A 21263-nucleotide genomic window follows, 5' to 3' on the forward strand; every position below is an offset into this window, starting at 1 on the left:
CTTCGGCGCATGGCTTAAAGATAAGCATGAGCCGCAAAGGGAATTGTTGGGATAATGCTTGCGCCGAAAGCTTCTTCCACTCACTAAAGGTTGAAGCAGTGCAATACGAGCCCATTATGAATCGAGAAGCTATGCGCCAGGCTGTGTTTGAATACATCGAGGTTGATTACAATCGAACAAGAAGGCACAGTGCTCTGGGCTATCTCAGTCCAGAAAACTACGAACTAAAGAATGTAGCTTAGTAGCGTGTCCAGTATTAGCGGTGCGGATCAAACCTTCATCTGGCAACTGTAGCACCACTCTTTTCCAGCCAGGCTGGCAATCGCATAATTTCAGAGCAAAAAGAAGCGTTGGTAAACTATGCCGCTTACGGCAATGATTACTTGCTCCGTTATTTTGAAGGCTACCCCGGAGAGATCGGGAGTTGCTTTGACTACCAGCAACTGATTGTTAATGTTGAGAACCCAGACAACCTTCGTACTGATCCGCCAATTAAAAACGGTAGCATCCAACTAGGTCCTGACACTCCGGGCATTGTTGTATTTGAAGACAGTTATCACAGTAGTTTTGTCTCCGCTAGCGGCTTCATTTATCGAGAACAGCTCAGCCCAAATGAAGTATTAGTGCTTTCAGATATTCCACTAGAACCAACTGAGATGTTTGATATTTCTATTGAGTCTGACCAGACAAGAGTTAATCAAAGCCCTTTCACTAGAGACTATCAATTCTCAGTTCAGTATTCAGAAACCTTGGAGCCTGGTACGCACCAACTTACCTCATTTGCAGAGCCATTAGAAAATCACCTTCTAGCGGCACAGTCTGAGCAATATGAAGAGCAATGGGTTAATTATATGAGGGTTTTAGTTAGCTCAAAGGACAACATAGAGATTCCAGATCTGAGCTCATCTGAATTACAGTTGCTGAATGTAAGCCCCGAAGTGATTAACTATCAGTTTAGTGGATTTGAGCCAAAATCCGTATGGGCGGGACTAAGCTTCAGTGCAACTAACAGCAAGGGTGAAATAGGCCATTACGACCAATACGTAAGAGTCGATACCAGCAATGGTGTCATCACCTTCCCTAAAATAGCCCCAGACTTGACGAATCTTAAGCTTGACTTCGTTCAAATTGAGGTATTAGAGACTTCTAACTACTCTCTAAACTTGGGCGTAAGAAATAGCCAACTAGCGGTATCGCCAAGAAGGCGCCATGTATCGACCATCCCCTCAAAGCTAAATCATGACTTTAATGCTGTTTACTTATTCAAAAACATTCCAATGAGTGACGAGCAATCAGAGCGATAATAGCTAAGTACAAAAAAGCCGATGCAATGCATCGGCTTCTCGATATCGAATCGGCAATCAGGCTTACAGAATAGCCAGCAGCTCTACTTCGAATACCAGGGTAGCGAATGGAGGGATCGCCGCACCCGCACCTTGTGAGCCGTACGCCAGCTCTTGTGGGATGTACAGCTTCCACTTGTCGCCCACTTTCATGCGTTGCAGGGCTTCAGTCCAGCCTTTGATTACGCCGTTTACTGGGAACTCTGCAGGTTGGCCGCGCTTCACTGAGCTGTCGAATACTTCGCCAGAGATCAGGGTGCCTTCATAGTGAACTTGTACCTTGCTGGTCGCTTCTGGGCTTTCGCCTTCGCCTTCGCTCAGTACTTCGTACTGCAGGCCAGTTTCGGTTACGTTGATTTCAGGGCGTTGACGGTTATCGCTCAGGAACTTCTCGCCAGCTTCACGTACTTCGGCGTGTTGCTCAGCTTTTTTCGCTTCGATTTGAGCGGTGATTTCCTGGAAAGCCGCGCCGATGGTCGCTTCGTCAACCTGAGCAGGTTGCTTGGTCATAACATCACGGATACCATCCAGCATGGCATCAATCACTAGTCCTTCAAAAGCAGCACGTTCGATTTGCTCACCGATCTGCATACCGTAGCCATAGCTGGCCTGCGCTGCTGCGCCTTGATACTTTTCGCTCATTGTTAACTCAATTTGGTTTATTAATCGAAGGCGCAGTCTAACACAATACACCCGCGGCTTTGCTAGCAATCAGCCCTTTTTCTGCGCGTAATTGGCCGAAGCGCTCACCGTCGAAACTGTTTTGCCGCGCCTGACCGGTTAGCTGATAACCCTGGCGCAAATAGAAGTTGATGGCCCGCTCGTTTTCCATCATCACCCACAGACCCAAACGCGATTCACCATTCACGCTCAAGTGCTGTTCTACTTTGCTTAGCAGACGAGCTCCCAGACCTTGCCCGGTCACTGTCGGGTCCAGATAACAGGCCAACAGCTCCGGCCCGTCCGGGGTAAACTCCACACAGGCAAAACCTTTTAAGGGGCGCTCCCCTACCACCCATGCCGACATGGCGCGATCGGTTAGCCGCTTATGCCAAAGCAAGCGATGCTGTGACTGATTAAGCTGAGCCAGCATTTTATCCACCAAGGCGGGCGGGTAAGTCGCCGCCCAACTTCTGCGTTGCACGTCCACAATCGCGACCGCATCCGCTTCTCTGGCCGGTCGAATGGCCGCTTTACAGGTCATCGCGTAAGGCTCGAATAATCATAAGTTGGGACGTTCACAGTCTGGCTGTTTGTTATTGGCTAGCGCTTGCTGGCGCAGGCCAGAGGCTTTTGGCATTTGTGACTCCAGCTGATTAATCCGGGTGTTGTGCGATGGATGAGTCGACAAGAACTGCGGTGGCGAGCCGCCGCTGGCCTTGGCCATGTTTTGCCACAGGCTGACACTCTCTTGCGGCTCAAAACCGGCACTGGCCATCAAATCGAGTCCCATCACGTCGGCTTCACTTTCCTGCGCGCGGCCGTAGGGCAACACGATGCCGTATTGCACGCCCAAGCCCAGTGCGGCCATGGTCGCGCCCTTGTGTTCAATATCGCTGGCACCAATGGCAACCGCAGCGGCCAAGGTACCGACACCGACAATCTGATTACGCGACAGTCGCTCGTTGCTGTGCTCAGCCAGCACGTGGGCGATTTCATGGCCGATTACCGTGGCCAATTGGTCAGGGGTTTCTGCGACTTCGATAAGGCCGGTGTAAACACCGATATGGCCGCCGGGTAGTGCAAAGGCATTCACTTGTTCGGATTTGAACACCGCCACCTCCCAATGCTCTTCACCGTAGTGGCCGGGGATCTCGGCGGTGACCGCATCGGTGACACACTGCACGTAAACGACAATCGCTTTGTCGGTCACCACCTCCTCGCTCTTTTTGATCTCTTCGAACGACTGGGCACCCAAGGCGCTCATTTGCGAGTTATCGTAGAGCAACACCCGGTTTCTGCCGGTCGGCGAGGCACTACAACCCGCCAAAGTAAGCACACAAATCAAGCTGACCGCCTTAAGCCATAGCGAACGCATACCTTTCCCTCAAATCAAAGCTAGTATCCCGCAGTATAGTGCCCCAAGGGCGGCTTTTGAACCGTGCTACGCGCACATAAATACAGAGTAAGTATTTATTAACTAGGCCCTTTTAATTAAATTAATATATTAATTAATTGCTTACAGGACGTAGCATGCAGGGCAGGATTCAGGGGTTTACTCTAATTGAGTTAGTTAGCGTTATCGCCATTCTCGCGATGTTATACCCGAACAACCTCAAGATGCTTGTTCAGCGAGCTTTTCCAGTCCCTCAGGCAAGGCACTGCTTCGCCGATCTAGTGGTCTAAATCAAGGAGCAGTAACGCAGTATGAGGGACTGGAAAACTCGCCCTTTGGGAGGAGCTCACTGTCCATAGTTCTTCGTTGAAAACACTCGAAATGGGTCATCATTCCTTCGCATTTTCGTCTCGCCCTATGGTCAGTGAGCTCCTCTGAGTCCTGCATCTTGAGGTTATTCGGGTATACGTTCAACCGTAGCTCCGCGCTATATCAGCTTGGCCCAAGATGGTGAAATCGCAGTGGTTAGGGGCACTGCGGCTGCGTTCTCGGACGGCGTAAAATTGGCCGCTACCAAAGGCCATATCAACGGCGGCCAGGATTTTACCAACGGCAATGTCACGGTGAGTCTGAACAATAATGGCTGGCCCGGGTATACGATAATGACCTCGGGCCGCTGCCGCGATGTGTGGAACATGGTGATGCAAGAAGGGATTGAGGTGGTACCCGGCACCGAGCCCCCTTCCGGCGGCTACGCCGCTGCAGTGGTATCGGGCAACCTCAGGCGCTGTATCTATGAATACAGTAGCCGCAACCCCGACTTAACACTGGCCTTTATCTACGACACCACCAATGGCGATATTTTGCCCCCCGATGGCGCTGCTGGCGCCTTCGGGGGCTGGTTGCTAATCACGCTTACCGGAGTGCGTCTGATAAACCGCAGGCGTAAAAAAAGCGGCCAATAGGCCGCTTCAGATGTCTTGCGATAAACACTTAGCTGGTTAGGTCGTCGAAGAACTTCTTCACACCGTCAAAGAAGCCTTCCGCCTTGGGCTTGTGCTTCTTGCTGGCGCTACCACCGCAGCTCTCTTCGAACTCACGCAGCAACTGCTTCTGGGTTTCGTTGAGGTTAACCGGGGTTTCCACAATCACTTTACAGATCAGATCACCGGTTGCGCCGCTACGTACCGATTTCACACCCTTACCACGCATCCGGAACATCCGGCCGGTTTGGGTCTCAGTCGGAACCTTCAGGTTGACGCGACCATCAAGGGTTGGCACTTCAATTTCGCCACCTAGCGCAGCCAGGGTGAAGCTGATTGGCACTTCACAGTACAGGTTGTTGCCATCACGTTGGAAGATGGGGTGCTCTTTTACGTGCACCTGCACGTACAGATCGCCCGCTGGCGCGCCGTGCTCGCCCGCTTCGCCTTCACCGCTTAGGCGGATACGGTCACCGGTATCCACACCTGCAGGAATGCTGACAGACAGGGTCTTCGAGCGCTCGTAACGGCCTTCACCATGACACTTGTGGCAAGGGTCGCTGATGATAGTGCCGCGACCTTTACAGGTTGGACAGGTTTGCTGAACCGCAAAGAAGCCCTGGCGCATCTGCACTTGGCCTTGGCCATGACAGGTGCCACAGGTTTTCGGCTTGGAGCCCTTCTTGGCACCGGTGCCGTTACACTGTTCACAGTGCACCAAGGTCGGTACCTTAATCTCGCGCTTAACGCCTTTTACTGCTTGCTCGAGGGTCAGCTCCATGTTGTAGCGCAGGTCGCTACCACGTTGTGGCTGACGACGACCACCGCCACCACCGGCGCGGCCACCACCGAAGATATCGCCGAATACATCGCCGAAGATGTCACCAAAGTCTTGAGCACCGCCGCCACCAAAGCCGCCACGGTTCGGATCCACGCCGGCATGGCCGTAGTGGTCGTAGGCTTCTTTCTTCTGGGGATCGCTTAGCACTTCGTAGGCTTCTTTCACCTCTTTAAAGCGCTCTTCCAGCGTTTTGTCACCCTTGGTGCGGTCTGGGTGATACTTCATCGCCAGGCGTTTGTACGCCTTCTTGATGTCGCGTTCGCTAGCGCCTTTGCTAAGGCCCAGTACTTCGTAAAAATCTCGTTTCGACATATTCTTTAAGTGTTTATTGAAAGACACACGGGCGCAGCTTACGCAACGCCCGTTTTAGATCATCTAAGAAGCGTTACGACTTATTTTTTGTCGTCTTTAACTTCTTCGAACTCAGCGTCAACAACGTCGTCTTGTTGCGCTTGGCCAGCATCTTGCGCTGCGCCTTCAGCACCTTGTGCTGCTTGCGCTTGCTGCTGGGCTACTTCCATCAGCTTTTGCGAAGCTTCAATCAGCGCCTGAGTCTTGGCTTCGATTTCAGCTTTGTCTTCGCCTTTAGAGGCTGCTTCCAGCTCGCTGGCTGCCGCTTCGATCTTCTCTTTGTCTTCTGCAGGCAGTGCTTCGCCAGCTTCTTCGATTTGCTTGCGAGTACCGTGAACCAGCGCGTCTGCTTGGTTACGGGCTTGCGCCAGCTCTTCGAATTGCTTGTCAGCTTCAGCGTTGGCTTCGGCTTCGTTCACCATCTTGTTGATCTCGTCCTCAGACAGGCCTGAAGAAGCTTGAATGGTGATCTTCTGCTCTTTGCCAGTGTCTTTATCTTTAGCAGACACGTGCAGGATGCCGTCGGCGTCCAGATCGAAGGTTACTTCGATTTGTGGCACACCACGTTGAGCAGGACGAATACCCTCAAGGTTGAACTGACCCAGCGACTTGTTATCGCCAGCGCGCTTACGCTCACCTTGCAGTACGTGTACGGTTACTGCGCTCTGGTTGTCGTCAGCGGTCGAGAATACCTGCGAGCTCTTAGTTGGGATGGTGGTGTTCTTCTCAACTACGCGAGTCATTACACCGCCCATGGTTTCGATACCCAGCGACAGCGGGGTTACGTCCAACAGCAGTACGTCGGTCTTATCACCAGACAGCACGCCACCTTGAATCGCAGCACCTACAGCTACCGCTTCATCAGGGTTTACGTCTTTACGGGCTTCTTTACCGAAGAAGTCAGCAACGGTCTTCTGAACCAGTGGCATACGGGTTTGACCGCCCACCAGAATCACGTCGTTTACGTCGTTTACCGACAGGTCAGCGTCTTGCAGAGCAATGCGCATTGGCTCTAGCGACTTCTGAACCAGATCTTCAACCAGCGACTCCAGCTTAGCGCGAGTCAGCTTGATGTTAAGGTGCTTAGGACCGGTGGCATCTGCAGTGATGTACGGCAGGTTCACGTCGGTCTGCTGAGCAGAAGACAGCTCGATCTTGGCTTTCTCAGCAGCTTCTTTCAGACGCTGCATGGCCAGTGGATCGTTCTTAAGGTCGAAACCTTGCTCTTTCTTGAACTCTTCTACCAAGTAGTTGATTACGCGGTTATCGAAGTCTTCACCACCCAGGTGAGTATCACCGTTGGTTGCCAGTACTTCGAAGGTCTTCTCGCCATCTACTTCATCGATTTCGATGATAGAGATATCGAAGGTACCACCACCCAAGTCGTATACGGCAACAACGTTGTCGCCTTTAGACTGGTTAACACCGTAAGCGAATGCCGCAGCAGTTGGCTCGTTGATGATACGTTTTACGTCCAGACCGGCGATACGGCCAGCATCTTTGGTTGCTTGACGCTGAGAGTCGTTGAAGTAAGCAGGAACGGTAATTACCGCTTCAGTCACTGCTTCGCCCAGGTAGTCCTCGGCGGTTTTCTTCATTTTCTTCAGTACTTCGGCAGAGATTTGCGGTGGCGCTTTCTTCTCACCTTTCGCTTCTACCCAAGCATCACCGTTGTCAGCGTTAACGATGTTGAATGGCATGATCTCGATGTCACGCTGAACTTCTTCGTCGGTGAAACGACGACCGATCAGACGCTTAATCGCGAACAGAGTGTTAGTTGGGTTGGTAACAGCCTGACGTTTCGCCGGTTGACCTACCAAGGTTTCGCCGTCGTCGGTGAAAGCAATAATAGAAGGAGTGGTGCGATCACCCTCGGCATTTTCAATCACTTTAGGGGTGTCGCCGTCTAGGATGGCCACACTAGAGTTAGTGGTTCCAAGGTCGATACCAATAATCTTACCCATGGGAATTTCTCCGATTACGTTCTAGTAAAAATCTGCGTTGATTCTAAAGTGGGGCCAGCAAAATGCTTTTCAAGGGAAAATTCAAAAAAAATTCGCGAAAGCCCGAAATCACTGGGCTCGGCCCAGCTACCAAGGCTCAACAAGCGGATTACAGTTCGATGACAATTACCCCTTTAGATCAATAAATCAGTGTTTCCGACTGGATTTATTATTACCTATCGGTATACTAATCCGCTTCTTATAACGATTGCGGCATTTTTGCCTAAAAAACAATCAAAAAGAAAGAAGAAGGGAAGTATGAATTCTACTAACAAAATGAGTCTTACTCATCGAATCTTGATCAGCATGGTCGCTGGTATCGCAATGGGTGTACTACTACAAACCTTTGCGGCAGATTCACAGTTCGTCCAAGACTACATCATCAATGGTCTGTTCAACATTGTAGGTACAGTGTTTGTATCCAGCTTACGCATGCTGGTAGTGCCATTGGTATTTGTCTCCTTGGTATGTGGTGTTGCCTCTATGCAAGACACCGCACGCTTGGGACGCCTGGGCGGTAAGACCGTAGCGCTATACTTAGCCACCACCGCGATCGCTATCTCCATCGCCATGGCCGTTGCCCTGCTGATCAAGCCAGGCGCCGGTATGGAGCTGGTGAGCGACGCCGAGTTCGTTGCCAACGAAGCACCTTCATTGGCACAGGTGATCATCGACATGTTCCCCACCAACCCAATTGCCTCAATGGCGAGCGGTAACATGTTGCAGATCATCGTATTTGCTCAGCTGTTTGGTCTGTCTATCGCCATTGCCGGCGAACCGGGCCAACGCATTGCCAGCATGTTTGAAGACTTCAACGTAGTCATCATGAAGCTGGTTACCTTGCTGATGAATATCGCCCCTTACGGTGTATTCGCACTGCTAAGCAAGCTGTTCTACGAGATTGGCTTTGACGCTATCTACAGCCTGTTCGGCTACTTTATGGTGGTCCTGGCGGTATTGATTATCCAAGCTGCCGTGGTGTACCCAGTACTGCTGAAGCTACTATCTGGCCTAAACCCACTTATCTTCGTTAAGAAGATGCGTGAAGCCTTTGTATTTGCCTTCAGTACTGCGTCGTCCAACGCCACTATCCCTGTAACGCTGGAAACCGCGACCCACAAGCTGGGTGTGCGTAACTCGACTGCATCGTTCACGGTACCGCTGGGCGCTACCATTAATATGGACGGCACCTCGATTATGCAGGGTGTAGCAACCATCTTTATCGCCACCGTTTATGGCTTCGACCTAAGCGCCGGTCAACTGCTCACCGTTATCCTGACTGCCACCCTGGCGTCAGTGGGCACTGCAGGTGTACCGGGTGTGGGCCTGATTACCTTGGCGATGGTACTGACTCAGGTTGGCCTGCCAGTTGAAGGTATCGCCCTGATTATCGGTGTAGACCGTCTGCTGGATATGGTGCGCACCGCGGTAAACATCACCGGCGACAGCATGGTGACAGTAGCGGTAGCTAAATCAGAGGGTGACCTGAACATCGCCACCTACAACGACCCAGAAGCGGGCCTTAAAGATGAAGAAGTTCATCTGCCCCATGGCGAGCCCGTGTAGGCGGCTCTCAGCTTGCTTAATTAACTCGCTTGTAGAGATATAAAAGCCAGCACCTTGGGTGCTGGCTTTTTCTTTTATACGTCATCCTTAATATAAATAAACATATAAATTAAAGAGCTCTCATTTAACTTGGCTATATGAAGTAGCAGCGAGGTTTATGGCAAAGCAAAGAAGCTATTACTTCGCAAAAAAACGACCTATAAACATAACCGTTTTACAAATCGTTTGATTTATATCGTCACCGCTTATTCACCACTGTCCTCAACACTCTTCTTTGCACTCTCTTGAGCCAGGTTCCACACCTTGGTAACCAACCAGCAGTCCACTCGCAGTCATAGCGGCTACCGCGCATAGGCGACAGCCTACATAACAAAAAATAATGTCGGTAAATTGAAATTACGAAAGAGATAAACAGTGCTTATAGAATAAGCAGGTAGGATAGTCACTCGATTATATTTACAACAAGGTCAGCGAACAATATTTACGCAAGGCCATTAGTAAATCCATCATCACATTAATAAAGCAAAGCGAAATATTATAGGAGTTATAAAGACCGACTACGTGGCAGGATAAAACAGCAACCACTGCGATTAATTTAACCAATAACAACGATAGTGCTGTTTAATTGTTCATATCAAGGATGGCCACCATGTTAAAAAACCTATATTGCTATGCGCTGTACTTCTTGCTCGCTAGCATCTTAGCGGGGTGTGGCGGTACCTCCACCACCGACCCACGCGAGCAAGTCAAACCGACCCCAGTCATTACCGTGGTCGGTAACAACTATGTCTATGTCGGTGAGACCGCGAGCTTTTCGGCCGCTAACTCGTCGTCGGAAAACGGCTCCATAGTCGGCTACCTGTGGACCCTCGATGGAAAGCAGTTCCGCTCCCCCACCCTCGACTACACCTTTGCAACCGCAGGCAGCTACACCATAAACCTGCAGGTAGAAGATCGCAGCGGCGAGAAGGCCAGCACCTCGATTACCTTCCATGTGCTTGATGGCAGCCAGCAAAACCTGCCGCCCACCGCCAGCATCACCGCCAGTGCAAGCACCGTCTTAGTCAATCAAGTACTGACCCTCAACGCAGAGCAGTCATTTGACCCCGATGGTGAGATTGCCAGCTACCGCTGGGAAGTACTCAACGATGAGCAAGCCACCAAGCAAGGCGTAGAAGCCAGCTTCAGCTTCACAACGACTGGCAGCAAAACCATTGAGCTCACCGTCACCGACAATGAAGGGCTGGAAGGGCGTGCCCAAGTGGTAGTCCAAGTACTCGATGAAAACCAGCCACTACCACCAACCGCGGTTATCGACGCGCCTGTGCGCGAAGCGCTCGCAGGGCAAACCCTCAACTTCAACGCCAGTGCCTCCAGCTCGCCAAACGGTGATATCATCAAATACCAGTGGTTTACCCTACCCGCTTGCTTCGAAGAAGCCTGTCCACCGGTAGGCCCCACCTTGGTGGGCGAATCGGCCACACTGGCCCACAGCTTTATCAGCGAAGGGGTGTTCGAGCTTAGCCTTACCATTACCGACAGCGCAGGCGAGAGTGCCCATGATTCGGTGTTGATCACCATCAATCCGGTCGAGGGCGGCACAGTCACCGCCAAGATAAGCCCCGACGGCACTCAGCAAGTAAGCCAAGGAACCCAGCTTAGCTTTAGCGCAGCAGGTTCTAGTAGCGATGCCAGCGTAATTGTCAGCTACCGCTGGAGCCTGTTAACCGCCAATGGTGGCGTCCAGCAGCTCGGCACCGGTCAACAAGTAACCCACCGCTTCAGTACTCAGGGCAGCTTTAGCCTGCGCCTGCAGGTTGAAGACTACCAAGGCAACACCGACGAGGCCTTTGTCGCCATCGAGGTCACTGCCGCGCCGCCAGTCAACCAAGCACCGGTTGCCCAGATCTCCCCTACGGGCGAGCAACAGGTCGAGCAAGGCGAGCAGCTGAGCTTTGATGGCAGCAGCTCCTATGACCCAGACGGCGACAGCCTCAGCTATCTGTGGAGCAATGGCGCCACCACCGCCTCGGTGACTCTGTCGTTCGATACAATCGGTACCGAGCAGGTCTGTCTGGTGGTCAATGATGGCGCGCTCTCCAGCGCAGAACAGTGTGTAACAGTGGTGGTTAAAGCCAAGCCGGTTACCAGCACCGTGGTTTACTACCAAGGTTCATTCCCGAACATCTACGCATGGGATGGAGCGAGCCTTAGCCCTTACACCAAAGGCTGGCCCGGCGATGCGATGCAGAACATGGGCAGCTACAAGCAATATGACTTCGGTCAGCTGATCGATGGCAGCCTGATGGTCATCTTTAACCAAGGCGACAGCGCCCAAACCGATGACCTGAGCTTTAACCCCGCCACCCCGTGTTACAGCAACAACGGCTGGCACCAAAAAAGCGTCTGCACCGAGGGCGAAAACCCCGTCGAGCCTCCACCAGTGGGCGGCACCAGCGAAACGCTGGGCGCGGTATACAGCCAAGATGCCACCACCTTCTCAATTTGGTCGCCGGATCACAGCAACGTAACGGTCACCGTCGACGGCCAAGACTACTCGATGGCCAAGGTCAACAACTTCGCCGGCTACAGCGATGTCTATCAAACCGTGGTGTCTGGCGATCTGCACCTTGCCGAGTACACCTTCAAGATTAACGGCGTGCCAGTGCGCGACCCGTACGGCAAGATGGTCCGCCCCGGCACCGGTATCTATGAAGCGACCAACATCGTGATGGATATGTCACGGCTGCAACCGGAAGGCGGCTGGACCACTCGCCCAGCGCTTATCAACCGCACCGATGCGATTATTTACGAGGTACATGTCCGCGACTTCACCATTCATCAAAGCTCAGGGGTGAGTCCGCAAAACCGTGGTAAGTACTTAGGTATGGTTGAGTCTGGCACCCGTCACAATGGCGTAGCTACCGGCATCGACCACCTCATCGATCTGGGTGTCACCCACGTTCAGCTACTGCCGGTGTACGACTTCGCCACCTGTGATGGCCTGCCCGATAGCGACCCTTGCTATAACTGGGGCTACGATCCGCGCAACTACAACGTGCCGGAAGAGCGCTACGCCCAAGATATGTACGACTACGAGCAGCGGGTGATCGAGTTCAAGACCATGGTCAACGAGTTCCACAAAGCGGGCATTCGGGTGATTATGGATGTGGTCTACAACCACACCTACGACAACGAGATGTTCGAGAATATCTCTAACCGTTACTTCACCCCCACCGACTTGAGTGGCACCGGCAACTCCATCGATGCCGACGTACCGATGGTGAGCCGACTGATCCAAGACTCGCTGGAGTACTGGGTAGACGAGTACGGTATCGACGGCTTCCGCTTCGACCTGATTGGTATCTTCTCTTACAGCGAAGTGGCCAAGTGGGGCGAGCACCTCAACCAGCGCTTCCCCGATCGCAATCTGCTGCTCTACGGTGAGCCCTGGAATGGTTACGCCACCGATCCTAAGGTCAACCAACGGGTACGCTATGGCACCACCCACCACCTGGCCAATGCCCATGTTGGTGTGTTTAACGGCGCCTACCGCGAAGCGATGAAGGACCAAAACGACAAGCCCGATTGCGGCTGGATGTGTAACAACATGGACGCCTGGAAGGTCGACGGCGGCTGGGCCATCTTCGATGGTATGAAGGGCTCGCCGAAGACCCCGGGGGTACATGAAGGCGAATGGGGACGCTTGTTCACCGTGGCCCCAGAGCAGAGCATCAACTACATCTCGGCCCACGATAACTTTGGTCTGTGGGACAAGGCCTATATCAGCCAAGCGTCGAACGTAAGCCAGGCGAGTAGCCATCAGGTGATGGGCTTTACCCCGCCATCGAACCTGAGCTACGCCAAACGCATCGTCGATTTTGCCACCGGCATGGTACTCACCAGCCAAGGTATCCCGTTCTTACACGCCGGCGACGAGTTCCTGCGCACCAAGACCGAGAACGGCAATATCAGTAATGCCAGTGCTTGGCGCCATGGCCAGTACGCAGGTACCCACAACACCTACAACTCGCCGGATAGCTTTAACGCCATCAACTGGCAGTGGAAGGTCGATAACAAGGCCACGCTGGATTACTCCAAAGCGCTGATTGCCCTGCGTAATCAACATGCCGGGCTGCGTATGACCAGCAACAGCGATATCGAGCGCTACCTAAGCCAGCAGCTGCTGAATAACGGCCACGTCATCACCGGTCATATCACCGACCCACGGGATAGCCACCAGCTGTTTGTGGTGTTTAATAACAGCAACAACTTCAGTGTTAACTTGCCAGCAGGCTCCTGGACCAAGGTGGTGGATGCCAGCGGCGCAACCAACCAAGGCGGCCTGTCTGGCTCGGTGCAGGTTGAAGGCACTGCTGTGACCGTCTTTTCACAACCCAGATAAGCGACAGCTAGGAGTAAGCATAAAAAAACGCTGCCATTTGGCAGCGTTTTTTTAATTGAAGAGGAGTTACTTAAGCCCGCGAATGCTGACTTCTAAGTCGTTAAGAATGCCATCTTCCAGCGAGTAAACGAAACCATGCACCGAAAGCTGCTGTCCGGCCTTCCAGGCATTTTTCACGATAGTGGTATTGGCTACGTTGTGTACTTGCTCAATCACATTCAGCTCAACTAAGCGATCAATCCGTTTAGCTTTGTCTTCAATGCCATCCAGCTCACTCTTGTTCATCCGAATGACATCTTTTATATGGCGAAGCCAGTTATCAATCAAGCCATACTCAGCGCCTTCCAGTGCGGCAATGACACCGCCACAGCCGTAGTGGCCAGTCACCATAATATGTTTAACCTTAAGTACCTCTACCGCGTACTGAATCACTGACAAGCAGTTCAGGTCGCTGTGTACCACTACGTTGGCGATATTACGGTGTACGAAGACTTCGCCCGGGGCTAGGCCTGCAATCTGGTTTGCGGGAACACGGCTGTCGGAGCAGCCAATCCAAAGATATTCAGGGGCCTGTTGCTGGGAAAGCTCATGGAAAAAATCGGGGGATTGCTCCTTAATCTTTGCTGCCCACTGCCGGTTATTTTTGAGAAGTTGGGTAAGTTCAGGCATACGTCTCCTTTTGATACGACGAAGAGGACTAATCGAGCTCCTCCGCGTCAAAAGGCAGAGCTACTTGCTCCGCAATTATAGAATTTTGTTGTGCTGCCAGCGCTGCCCTCTGCTGACGAATAAATCGCAGTTTACGCTGTTTTGTGAGACGCAATATATTTTGTTGTTGAACAATAGACAAGTTTTGCCAGTGGAATCGCTCATCTCTTGTACGAAAGCAGCCCAAACACAGCCCCCGGTTATTTGACTGGCAAATACCGCGACAAGGGTTGGGAATGGCAAAGAATTCGAGCTGCTCCATGCTTTCACCATAGTGGTGACGGGCTCGAGGTGCAAGCTGCGGCTGCGCTCAACCGCTGTAGCCTGTAAGCCCCTTAGGCGTAAAGGCTTTGGTAGAGGCCGTGTTGTTCGAGCAGGGCTTTGTGAGTGCCACGCTGGGCAACTTTACCGTCATCCAGCACATACACCTCATCGGCTTGCAGAATGGCCGATTGGCGATGCGCCACAATGATCACCGTGCGCCCAGCCAAGAAGGGCTGCATCGCTTGATGCACCGCCTGTTCGGTGGCCATATCCAGCGCCGAGGTGGCTTCGTCCATAATCACCAGCTTGGGGGCGCCCAGTAGCATGCGCGCTATCGCCAAGCGCTGGCGTTGCCCGCCGGATAAGCGCAGGCCAGAGCGCCCCAGTGGGGTATCCAGGCCCTGCTCCCACTGCGCAACCACATCCGCCAGCTGGGCGGTATTGAGCACCTCCCACAGCTGTTGGTCACTGTAGTACTCACCTAGGCACAAGTTCTCGCGCAGGCTGGTGTTGAAGATGCTCGGATGCTGCAGCACCACCGCAACCTGGTCGCGTAAACGTCGGTAACCATATTGCTCGATGGGCTGGCCATTGACAGCCAGCTCGCCCCGCTGCTTGCGATACAGCCCCAGCAACACCTGAAGCAGGGTGGACTTGCCGCCGCCAGAAGTACCCACCAACGCGATCCGCTTGCCCGCCTGAATATCGATATCTAAACCATTGAGGATAGCGCGCTCATCATCGTAGCCAAAGTGCAGGTCGCGGCAGCGAATAGCGATGGCCTCGCAAGCTGGGCCGTTGTCTACCACTGCAGAATCTGGCACTGCATCTTCTTCAAGCTCGGGCATCTGCAGCAGCTGGTTGATGCGAGCAATCGCCGCCTTGGCGCCAAACCAACCGTATTGCATGTTCAGCAGCTCCTGTACCGGCGTCAACATAAACCACAGGTAGCCAAACACCGCGAAGATCTCGCCAATACTCAGGTCGCTGAGCAATACCATCAACATCGCCACCATGCGGAACAGCTCAAAGCCGAGCAAAAACACCAAAAACGATAAGCGGCTGGCTGCTTCAGACTGCCACGCAAAACGATCGGCATCTTGTCGGACCCCCTCTGCATGTGCTTTTAGCTGGCTTAGAAAGTGCCGTTCGCGGTTGGCAATACGCAGTTGATAGAGGCCATCTAACACCTCCACCAAGCTCTGCTGAAAACGCTCAAAGCTTTGGTTTTCGCGCTGCTTAAGGCCCTGTACCCGGCTGCCAACTTTGCGCGAGGCATAGATGACCAGTGGGTTGACCAGCAAGATAAACATGCCCAGAAAAGTATCGATATACAGCAGGATCAGCGCAGTGCCCACCACCGTCAGCAAGGCCACCAGCAAACGGCTCAAGCTATCACCAATAAAGCGGTCGATGGTCTCCACATCTGTCACCAACTTAGAAGACAGCCCGCCACTGCCGCTGTGCTGGTAGTCCTGCATGGTAATGCGGGTGAGCTTTTCCAACAGCTGCTTGCGTAGGTCGCAAGTTAAGGTTTTTGCCACCAAGGTAAACTGACGGCTCTGCCAGATATTGAGCGCCTGACTGATGCAGCGCAGCACCACCACTATCACAAAGACGCTAACGATGTAGCCGGTGGGTTGCTGCCATGACGCAGGCAGTAGCCCTTGCAATGCCGCCAGCCCGGCAGCGGGTTGGTCTAAAAGCACCTCGTCCACCAGCATGGGCATCAGCATCGGTAGCGGTACGCTGATAAGCGTTGCCAGTAGTGCAATCACATTGGCGAGAACCAAGCGCCTGCGATGTTGTAAGACCTGCCGAAACAGCGAACGGGGAGAGATAAGTGAAGCAGTATGGGTAGTCACGAAATTAACCTGAAGATAAACAGCAAAGCTCTCAGCGACGCTGAGAGCTTAGTTATAGGGCTAGGGCCCTTAAGCCCCAGAACTTGCAGGGCCTAGAAGACGTAGTCGAGTTCAACCCCCCAGTTGCGGCCTGTCTCAGTGCGACGATCCAACCCTTGGTCATTGGCAGCCTTGCCTTCCAAGTTGTTGTACAACCAGTACTTCTTGTCGAAGGCATTAAACAGACCGGCACGTACCACCAGCTCTGGCTGCACCCGGTAGTAAGCAGTCAGGTCGACCACGGCATAGCCCGGCGCTTTGATATTGTCAGGATCGCTCCAGTCGCTGCCCTCTTTGCTGGCGGCCATGGTCACCGCCAGTTTACCGCCGTAGCGCTCGTCGGAGGCGTCATAGCCCAGCGCGGCGTAAGCGCTTAGCGGCGCGACGCTGTCGAGGGCATCGCCCTGCTCTTTGTCTTCACCCTTGGCGTAGGCCAGGTTAAAGCTGGAGTAGAGCCCGCGCGGCGCGCCCAATAGCTGGTCCCAGGCCAAGTCGTAGCTCAGCTCGACACCATAGATCTCGGCGCTGGCGACGTTCTCGTTGCGGTAGATCTCGCGGCCATCTTCACTCTCGCCCAAGTAGCGCTGCTCGATAAAGTTCTTGTAGTCGTTGTAGAAACCCACCAGCTCCAGACGGCTAAAGTGGTTGTTAAAGCGCAGGCCCGCCTCATAGGCAATGCTCTCTTCTGGCTTAAGATCCGGGTTAGACTCAATCACCGCCCCCATGTCGTAGGCGTAGTACAAGTCGTACAGGGTCGGCGCCTTAAAGCCCTGACTCACCTGAGCAAAGGTGCTGATGGCATCGTCCCAGTGATACACCACCCCGGCGCGGCCGGTCAGTTTGTCATTGCTCGATTTTTGGTAATCGTTATGCCCTTTCGGGTCGGAGCTGAAGTTGTCGTAACGCAGGCCAAGGCTAAGCACCAAGCGCTCATCCATATAAAAGCCTTGGTTTTGCACATACAGGCCCCACGTATCGGAGTCAGCATTCGGCACCTCCGGGGTGGCGTCTTCGCTATATCCCCGGTCGATATAGATATTGTTGTAGTCCAGCTCGAAACGGTTGTTCTGGTAGCTCAGGCCATACACCAGCTCTTGATAGCTGGAGCCCAACGCAAAGGCCTTGTCGAACTGGCTTTCAAACTGCCAGCTCTGGTCTTCACCGTTACGCTGGCGGTTTCGATAGTCATAGAACGGCGTGTGGTCGAAGTTGTTGTGCTTGCTGTGGCTCTGCTGGTAGCTCAGCTGCCAATCCATGCTATCAAAGGCGCTCAAGTCAGCCTGCCATTGGTGCTCAACGCTATAGCGCTGACGGCGGTCTTGGTCTTCGGCGCTATTACGGGTGTAAACAAAGCCCGGCATGATCTCGTAGCCATCGTTGCTGAGGATCTGCCCTTCACTGTCGCGCTCAAAGTACTCGGCGGTCACACCAAAGCGGTGGGCGTCAGAGGCTTGATAGAACAGCTTGGCTAACAGGTTGTTGGAGCGAATCGAAAACGGGTCAGCCGCGCCGCGATCGCGCCCGCTAATATCTGCGCCGCTGCCATGGGTTTGTTGCTCATTGCCGTCACGGTGGGTGAAGATCATCAGGCTTTCCCAATCCCCCGAGCGGTTGGCAAAACTCAGCGTGGTTTTGTAGCTATCATCAGCGCTGGCGTAACCGGCCTTCACCCCGAGGTGAGTATCGTCGCCTTCATCCAGTAAATCGGCAGGATTCTTGGTGCGCATCAATACCGCGCCACCCAAGGCATCGCTGCCGTACAGGCTGGAGACCGGCCCCTTGTTAATCTCAATGCTTTGCAGGGTATCGATCTCGATGTTGCCTTGGAACTTGCGCATCTGGTCGGCCCCCGGGTTGTAGATCCCCGATTGCTGCACCCCATCGACGATGACCTTCACGTAGTTCTCATCGCGTCCGCGAATATTAAAGCCACTCAGACCAAAACGCCCTTGGCCCTCCATGGCCACACCGGGCTCAGATTTAAGCGCCTGTTGTAGGTCTTGTGACAGGCTGCTATCGATGTCATCGCTGTTGATGGTGGCTACCGCCGAGGCAACATCGCGCAAGGCCTGCTCGCTGCGGGTCGCCGACACCACCACTTCATCGAAGGTAAAGGTCTCGGCGGTTTGCTCTGCCTGTGCGCTGGCACAAAAAACGGCGGCAATCGCCAAGCTCAAAGGGGTTAGGTTGTTCTGTTTCACGGTCATTTTCCTGTTTTTAAGACAAACGCATCCCTGCATGCCTAATTGGAGGCTCGCAATTGGAGAGATGGAGTAGCTAGCCCGGGCCTGCCGGGCGAGTTAGGCGGTTAGGACGATTCGCTCAGCTGCTGTTTAAGCTGCTTAACGTGTCCTTCGCGCAGATGCACGATATCGAGCATCTCTTGGCCGCTTACATCGAAGGCTTGGCCAAAGCCTTTCACGTAACGTCCTTTTTGCGGTAACAAGTGGTAGAGATTGAAATCGCCCAACTGACTGAGTTGCTCAATCATCTCGCCAAACCGGGCGCGCAACGCATCTACGCCGTTTTGCCACAAGGCCTGATCGCGGCCCACTGCTTTCGCTTGGCATTCGAAGCTCAAGCGGCGCCGGGCAAAGATATGCTTGGCGGCCGACTCATCTTCAATCATCATCAGCGACACCCGCGGGTCGACCTTGAGATTCTGGCCATGCTGGGCCAAGTCGCTGATCAAGATAAAGTAACCCTGCTCCGAGTAAGCAAAGGGGCTGTAGCTCACGCAAGGGTTGCCTTGCTTATCCACCGAGGCTAGCTGCAAGGTTTGTTGGGCATCGCGAAACTCGCGAATTTCCGGCCCCAGGCGCGATTGCAAACGCGCTTGCTTGTCGTCCATTTAACTCAGTTCCTGTTTTAGTTGTTGGAATAACGCTATCTGTTCCGGGAATAATTTGCGCTGCTTATCACGCCCCAGATAGACCTTAAACACACAGTGACCGCTGCCATCAAAAAAGCCCATATAGTGGCTTTCCATCTTCATAAAGGGCTTGCTGACCAAGGCGATATGCGTCACCAAGTCCAGGCGCAGGTGGCCATGCAGCTCGCCTTCCTTACCCATTAGATTGTAGTAACCTCGGGCCAGTTTCCCTTTGGGAAAGGGCGCTTTAAATTCAAAGATAGACGCCCCCGAGTGCACGATGGTGGTGACCTTTCCCCAGCTAGGTAGCTGCTGCAAAATGGCCTCAGCGTGCTCGCCCGCCACCTCGGTGACCATCTCACTTGGCAGCGCTAGCGTGACTTCAGCTTCGCTTTGCTCGAGCTGCTCGCACAAGCTACTTACGGCGCTAAACGGCTCACTGGCCAGTTGCTCGGCAACCCTTACTCGGGTCTGTTCAATACTGTGTTGTTGGTACATCGTTACTCCTGTTATCCAGCTTGCTGCAAGGTTGCTGCGGGTTGCGCTTGCAGCAGGCCAATAAGATTCTGACTTAACGTTACATTCCAGAACTGACCGGCCGTGGTCAGTGACAAATAGCCCTCGCTAAGGCTGACCAAGCCATTGCCTTGCCAGGCGCTAAATAGCGGCGAGAGCTGCTCAAACAAGCGATAGCCAGCCTGTTGGTCAAGCGCGCGCTGGCTGAGTACGCCCCGATCGAAGCCCGCCTTGATTGCTCCAAATAGCGCTGCATCGTGGGATGCGCGGCTTAGCATGGGAACCGCAAACTGTTGCTGCTCGACGGCCTCGATATAGCAGTCAATATCGCGACTTTGCATCATCTGCAAACCCGCCACGTTGCCGCCACCACCGGCGCCGAAGGGCAGGATCTCTGCGCTGGTCTTCGCCAGCGAGTTATAGATACTGCGCTCGCGATTGCCCGAGGCCCAATGGTTGCAGCTCAAACGGCGCTGAAAATGACGCGCCATAAACTCAACCCCCATGGCGAACATGCCCGCCTTGGTGGCGGTGTCGGCCGGTTCGGGCAGCTTGCCTTGCTCGACCAGGGTTTGCATCGGTAGGCCCTGCATCTCTATTAGCTGATACAGGTCCACCCCATCGACGCCCACATCAAGGTAGTCCTGCAGATCTTGCAGCCATACCTGCTCATCTTGGTGAGGTAGCCCATAAAGCAAATCCACCACAATCGGTGCAGCCTGATAGGCGCGATAGCTCTGTAAGCGCTCTAGAACGACCTCGCGATCGTCCAAGCGCTTGGCACTGCGCCGCACCTGGGTGTTAAAGCTCTGTACCCCAAAGGAGAAGCGGTTAAAGCCTCCCTCCAGCGCCGCCTCGAACTTGTCGGCGCCAAAGCGGTTAACCCGGCCTTCAAGGGTGATTTCACAATCCGGTGTCAGTGGGAATAGCTCACGGAGAGTTTTACCTAACTGGGTGAGTTGTTCGGCGCTTAAGTCGGTAGGCGTTCCCCCACCGATATAGACCGCCTGAAACGGGGCCGCCTGTGTCCAGGGCATGGCCGCCTTCCAGCGCAGCTCGCTCATCAAGGCGTCAAAATAGCGCGCCATCAATGCCTTGCTGGAGGCATATTGGAAGAAGTTGCAGTAGCTGCAGCGCACCCGGCAAAACGGGATATGCACGTATAAGCAGCGCGGCCGGCCACTGGCCGCACCGTTTAGCGCGTTTGTTAAGCTAGATTGCACCTTGTCCGCAGCAACCATGGCACTGCGGCCTCCGGCATGGGCAGCTCTCTTTTTGCTAAAGGCATAGCGCAGGGGATCGGGCGTACTACGCCCAACCAGGGCCTCATCACCGATATCTATCTGTAATTCCATAACCTAGTGGAACATCACTCTTGTTCAAAACTCGCGACAGATCCTATACCAATAAAACTCATTTGCAAATGATAATTGTTCTCATTCCCATTCTCA

The 21263-nt window shown here is 53.4% G+C and carries 18 protein-coding genes; 6 read left to right on the forward strand and 12 right to left on the reverse strand.

Going from position 1 to position 21263, the window contains the following annotated elements; all coding sequences use genetic code 11:
* Positions 1-242, forward strand: a 242-nt coding sequence (locus tag G462_RS22695; RefSeq protein ID WP_035477644.1) for an IS3 family transposase, incomplete at its 5' end; no start/stop codon positions are given.
* A gap of 108 nt (positions 243-350) precedes the next feature.
* Entirely contained in the window at positions 351-1304 is a 954-nt protein-coding gene (locus G462_RS0112400; RefSeq protein WP_026959273.1) for a hypothetical protein, read from the forward strand.
* A 63-nt stretch (positions 1305-1367) separates the two neighbouring features.
* Here the strand turns inward: G462_RS0112400 and bamJ are convergent, their stop codons facing one another.
* The 3 genes from bamJ to G462_RS0112415 are packed head-to-tail and all read right to left on the reverse strand — an operon-like array spanning position 1368 to position 3381.
* Positions 1368-1985 (reverse strand): BamJ family beta-barrel-assembly machinery protein, encoded by a 618-nt coding sequence (bamJ, locus tag G462_RS0112405; RefSeq protein ID WP_026959274.1) that lies wholly within the window; start codon positions 1983-1985, stop codon positions 1368-1370.
* 37 nt (positions 1986-2022) lie between these two features.
* Positions 2023-2547, reverse strand: a complete 525-nt coding sequence (locus G462_RS23960) for a GNAT family N-acetyltransferase (protein ID WP_051326721.1) — start codon at positions 2545-2547, stop codon at positions 2023-2025.
* An 18-nt stretch (positions 2548-2565) separates the two neighbouring features.
* Positions 2566-3381 (reverse strand): M48 family metallopeptidase, encoded by an 816-nt coding sequence (locus G462_RS0112415; RefSeq protein ID WP_026959275.1) that lies wholly within the window; start codon positions 3379-3381, stop codon positions 2566-2568.
* A gap of 155 nt (positions 3382-3536) precedes the next feature.
* Here G462_RS0112415 and G462_RS25115 point away from each other — a divergent pair, with 155 nt between their 5' ends.
* Positions 3537-3689: a prepilin-type N-terminal cleavage/methylation domain-containing protein gene (locus G462_RS25115; RefSeq protein ID WP_084405053.1), complete on the forward strand. Its 153-nt coding sequence runs from the start codon at positions 3537-3539 to the stop codon at positions 3687-3689.
* A gap of 273 nt (positions 3690-3962) precedes the next feature.
* Complete coding sequence (locus G462_RS0112425) at positions 3963-4364, forward strand: hypothetical protein (protein ID WP_157378616.1); 402 nt, start codon at positions 3963-3965, stop codon at positions 4362-4364.
* Positions 4365-4392: 28 nt separating this feature from the next.
* Here G462_RS0112425 and dnaJ read toward each other — a convergent pair whose 3' ends face one another.
* Both dnaJ and dnaK read right to left on the reverse strand, forming a co-directional pair.
* The gene (gene dnaJ, locus G462_RS0112430) at positions 4393-5535 is read right to left on the reverse strand and encodes a molecular chaperone DnaJ (RefSeq protein ID WP_026959277.1); all 1143 of its coding nucleotides are present in this window, start codon (positions 5533-5535) and stop codon (positions 4393-4395) included.
* Positions 5536-5615: 80 nt separating this feature from the next.
* Positions 5616-7538, reverse strand: a complete 1923-nt coding sequence (gene dnaK / locus G462_RS0112435) for a molecular chaperone DnaK (protein ID WP_026959278.1) — start codon at positions 7536-7538, stop codon at positions 5616-5618.
* Between the two features lie 297 nt (positions 7539-7835).
* Here dnaK and G462_RS0112440 point away from each other — a divergent pair, with 297 nt between their 5' ends.
* Positions 7836-9143, forward strand: coding sequence for a dicarboxylate/amino acid:cation symporter (locus tag G462_RS0112440; RefSeq protein WP_026959279.1), 1308 nt, complete (start codon positions 7836-7838; stop codon positions 9141-9143).
* 649 nt (positions 9144-9792) lie between these two features.
* On the forward strand, positions 9793-13548 hold the full coding sequence (locus G462_RS23965) for a PKD domain-containing protein (RefSeq protein ID WP_051326722.1): 3756 nt from the start codon (positions 9793-9795) through the stop codon (positions 13546-13548).
* A 66-nt stretch (positions 13549-13614) separates the two neighbouring features.
* On the opposite strand, the gene can is transcribed toward G462_RS23965, so the two are convergent.
* The 7 genes from can to hutW form a co-directional block, all read right to left on the reverse strand.
* Positions 13615-14217, reverse strand: coding sequence for a carbonate dehydratase (can, locus tag G462_RS0112450; protein ID WP_026959280.1), 603 nt, complete (start codon positions 14215-14217; stop codon positions 13615-13617).
* A 28-nt stretch (positions 14218-14245) separates the two neighbouring features.
* The gene (locus G462_RS0112455) at positions 14246-14518 is read right to left on the reverse strand and encodes a DUF1289 domain-containing protein (RefSeq protein ID WP_026959281.1); all 273 of its coding nucleotides are present in this window, start codon (positions 14516-14518) and stop codon (positions 14246-14248) included.
* A gap of 73 nt (positions 14519-14591) precedes the next feature.
* Positions 14592-16385, reverse strand: coding sequence for an ABC transporter ATP-binding protein (locus G462_RS0112460; RefSeq protein ID WP_026959282.1), 1794 nt, complete (start codon positions 16383-16385; stop codon positions 14592-14594).
* A gap of 92 nt (positions 16386-16477) precedes the next feature.
* Positions 16478-18625 carry a TonB-dependent hemoglobin/transferrin/lactoferrin family receptor gene (locus G462_RS0112465; protein WP_425393730.1) on the reverse strand — a complete coding sequence of 716 codons (2148 nt, stop codon included), beginning with the start codon at positions 18623-18625 and terminating at the stop codon, positions 16478-16480.
* 107 nt (positions 18626-18732) lie between these two features.
* A complete protein-coding gene (gene hutZ, locus G462_RS0112470) occupies positions 18733-19275 on the reverse strand; it encodes a heme utilization protein HutZ (protein ID WP_026959284.1) in 543 nt (180 codons plus the stop codon).
* A complete protein-coding gene (hutX, locus tag G462_RS0112475) occupies positions 19276-19794 on the reverse strand; it encodes a heme utilization cystosolic carrier protein HutX (RefSeq protein ID WP_026959285.1) in 519 nt (172 codons plus the stop codon). It lies immediately after the preceding gene.
* An 11-nt stretch (positions 19795-19805) separates the two neighbouring features.
* Positions 19806-21167: a heme anaerobic degradation radical SAM methyltransferase ChuW/HutW gene (hutW, locus tag G462_RS0112480; RefSeq protein WP_035477647.1), complete on the reverse strand. Its 1362-nt coding sequence runs from the start codon at positions 21165-21167 to the stop codon at positions 19806-19808.
* Positions 21168-21263 lie beyond the last annotated feature (96 nt).

The organism is Aliagarivorans taiwanensis DSM 22990, from assembly GCF_000429505.1.
Taxonomy (GTDB): domain Bacteria; phylum Pseudomonadota; class Gammaproteobacteria; order Enterobacterales; family Celerinatantimonadaceae; genus Aliagarivorans; species Aliagarivorans taiwanensis.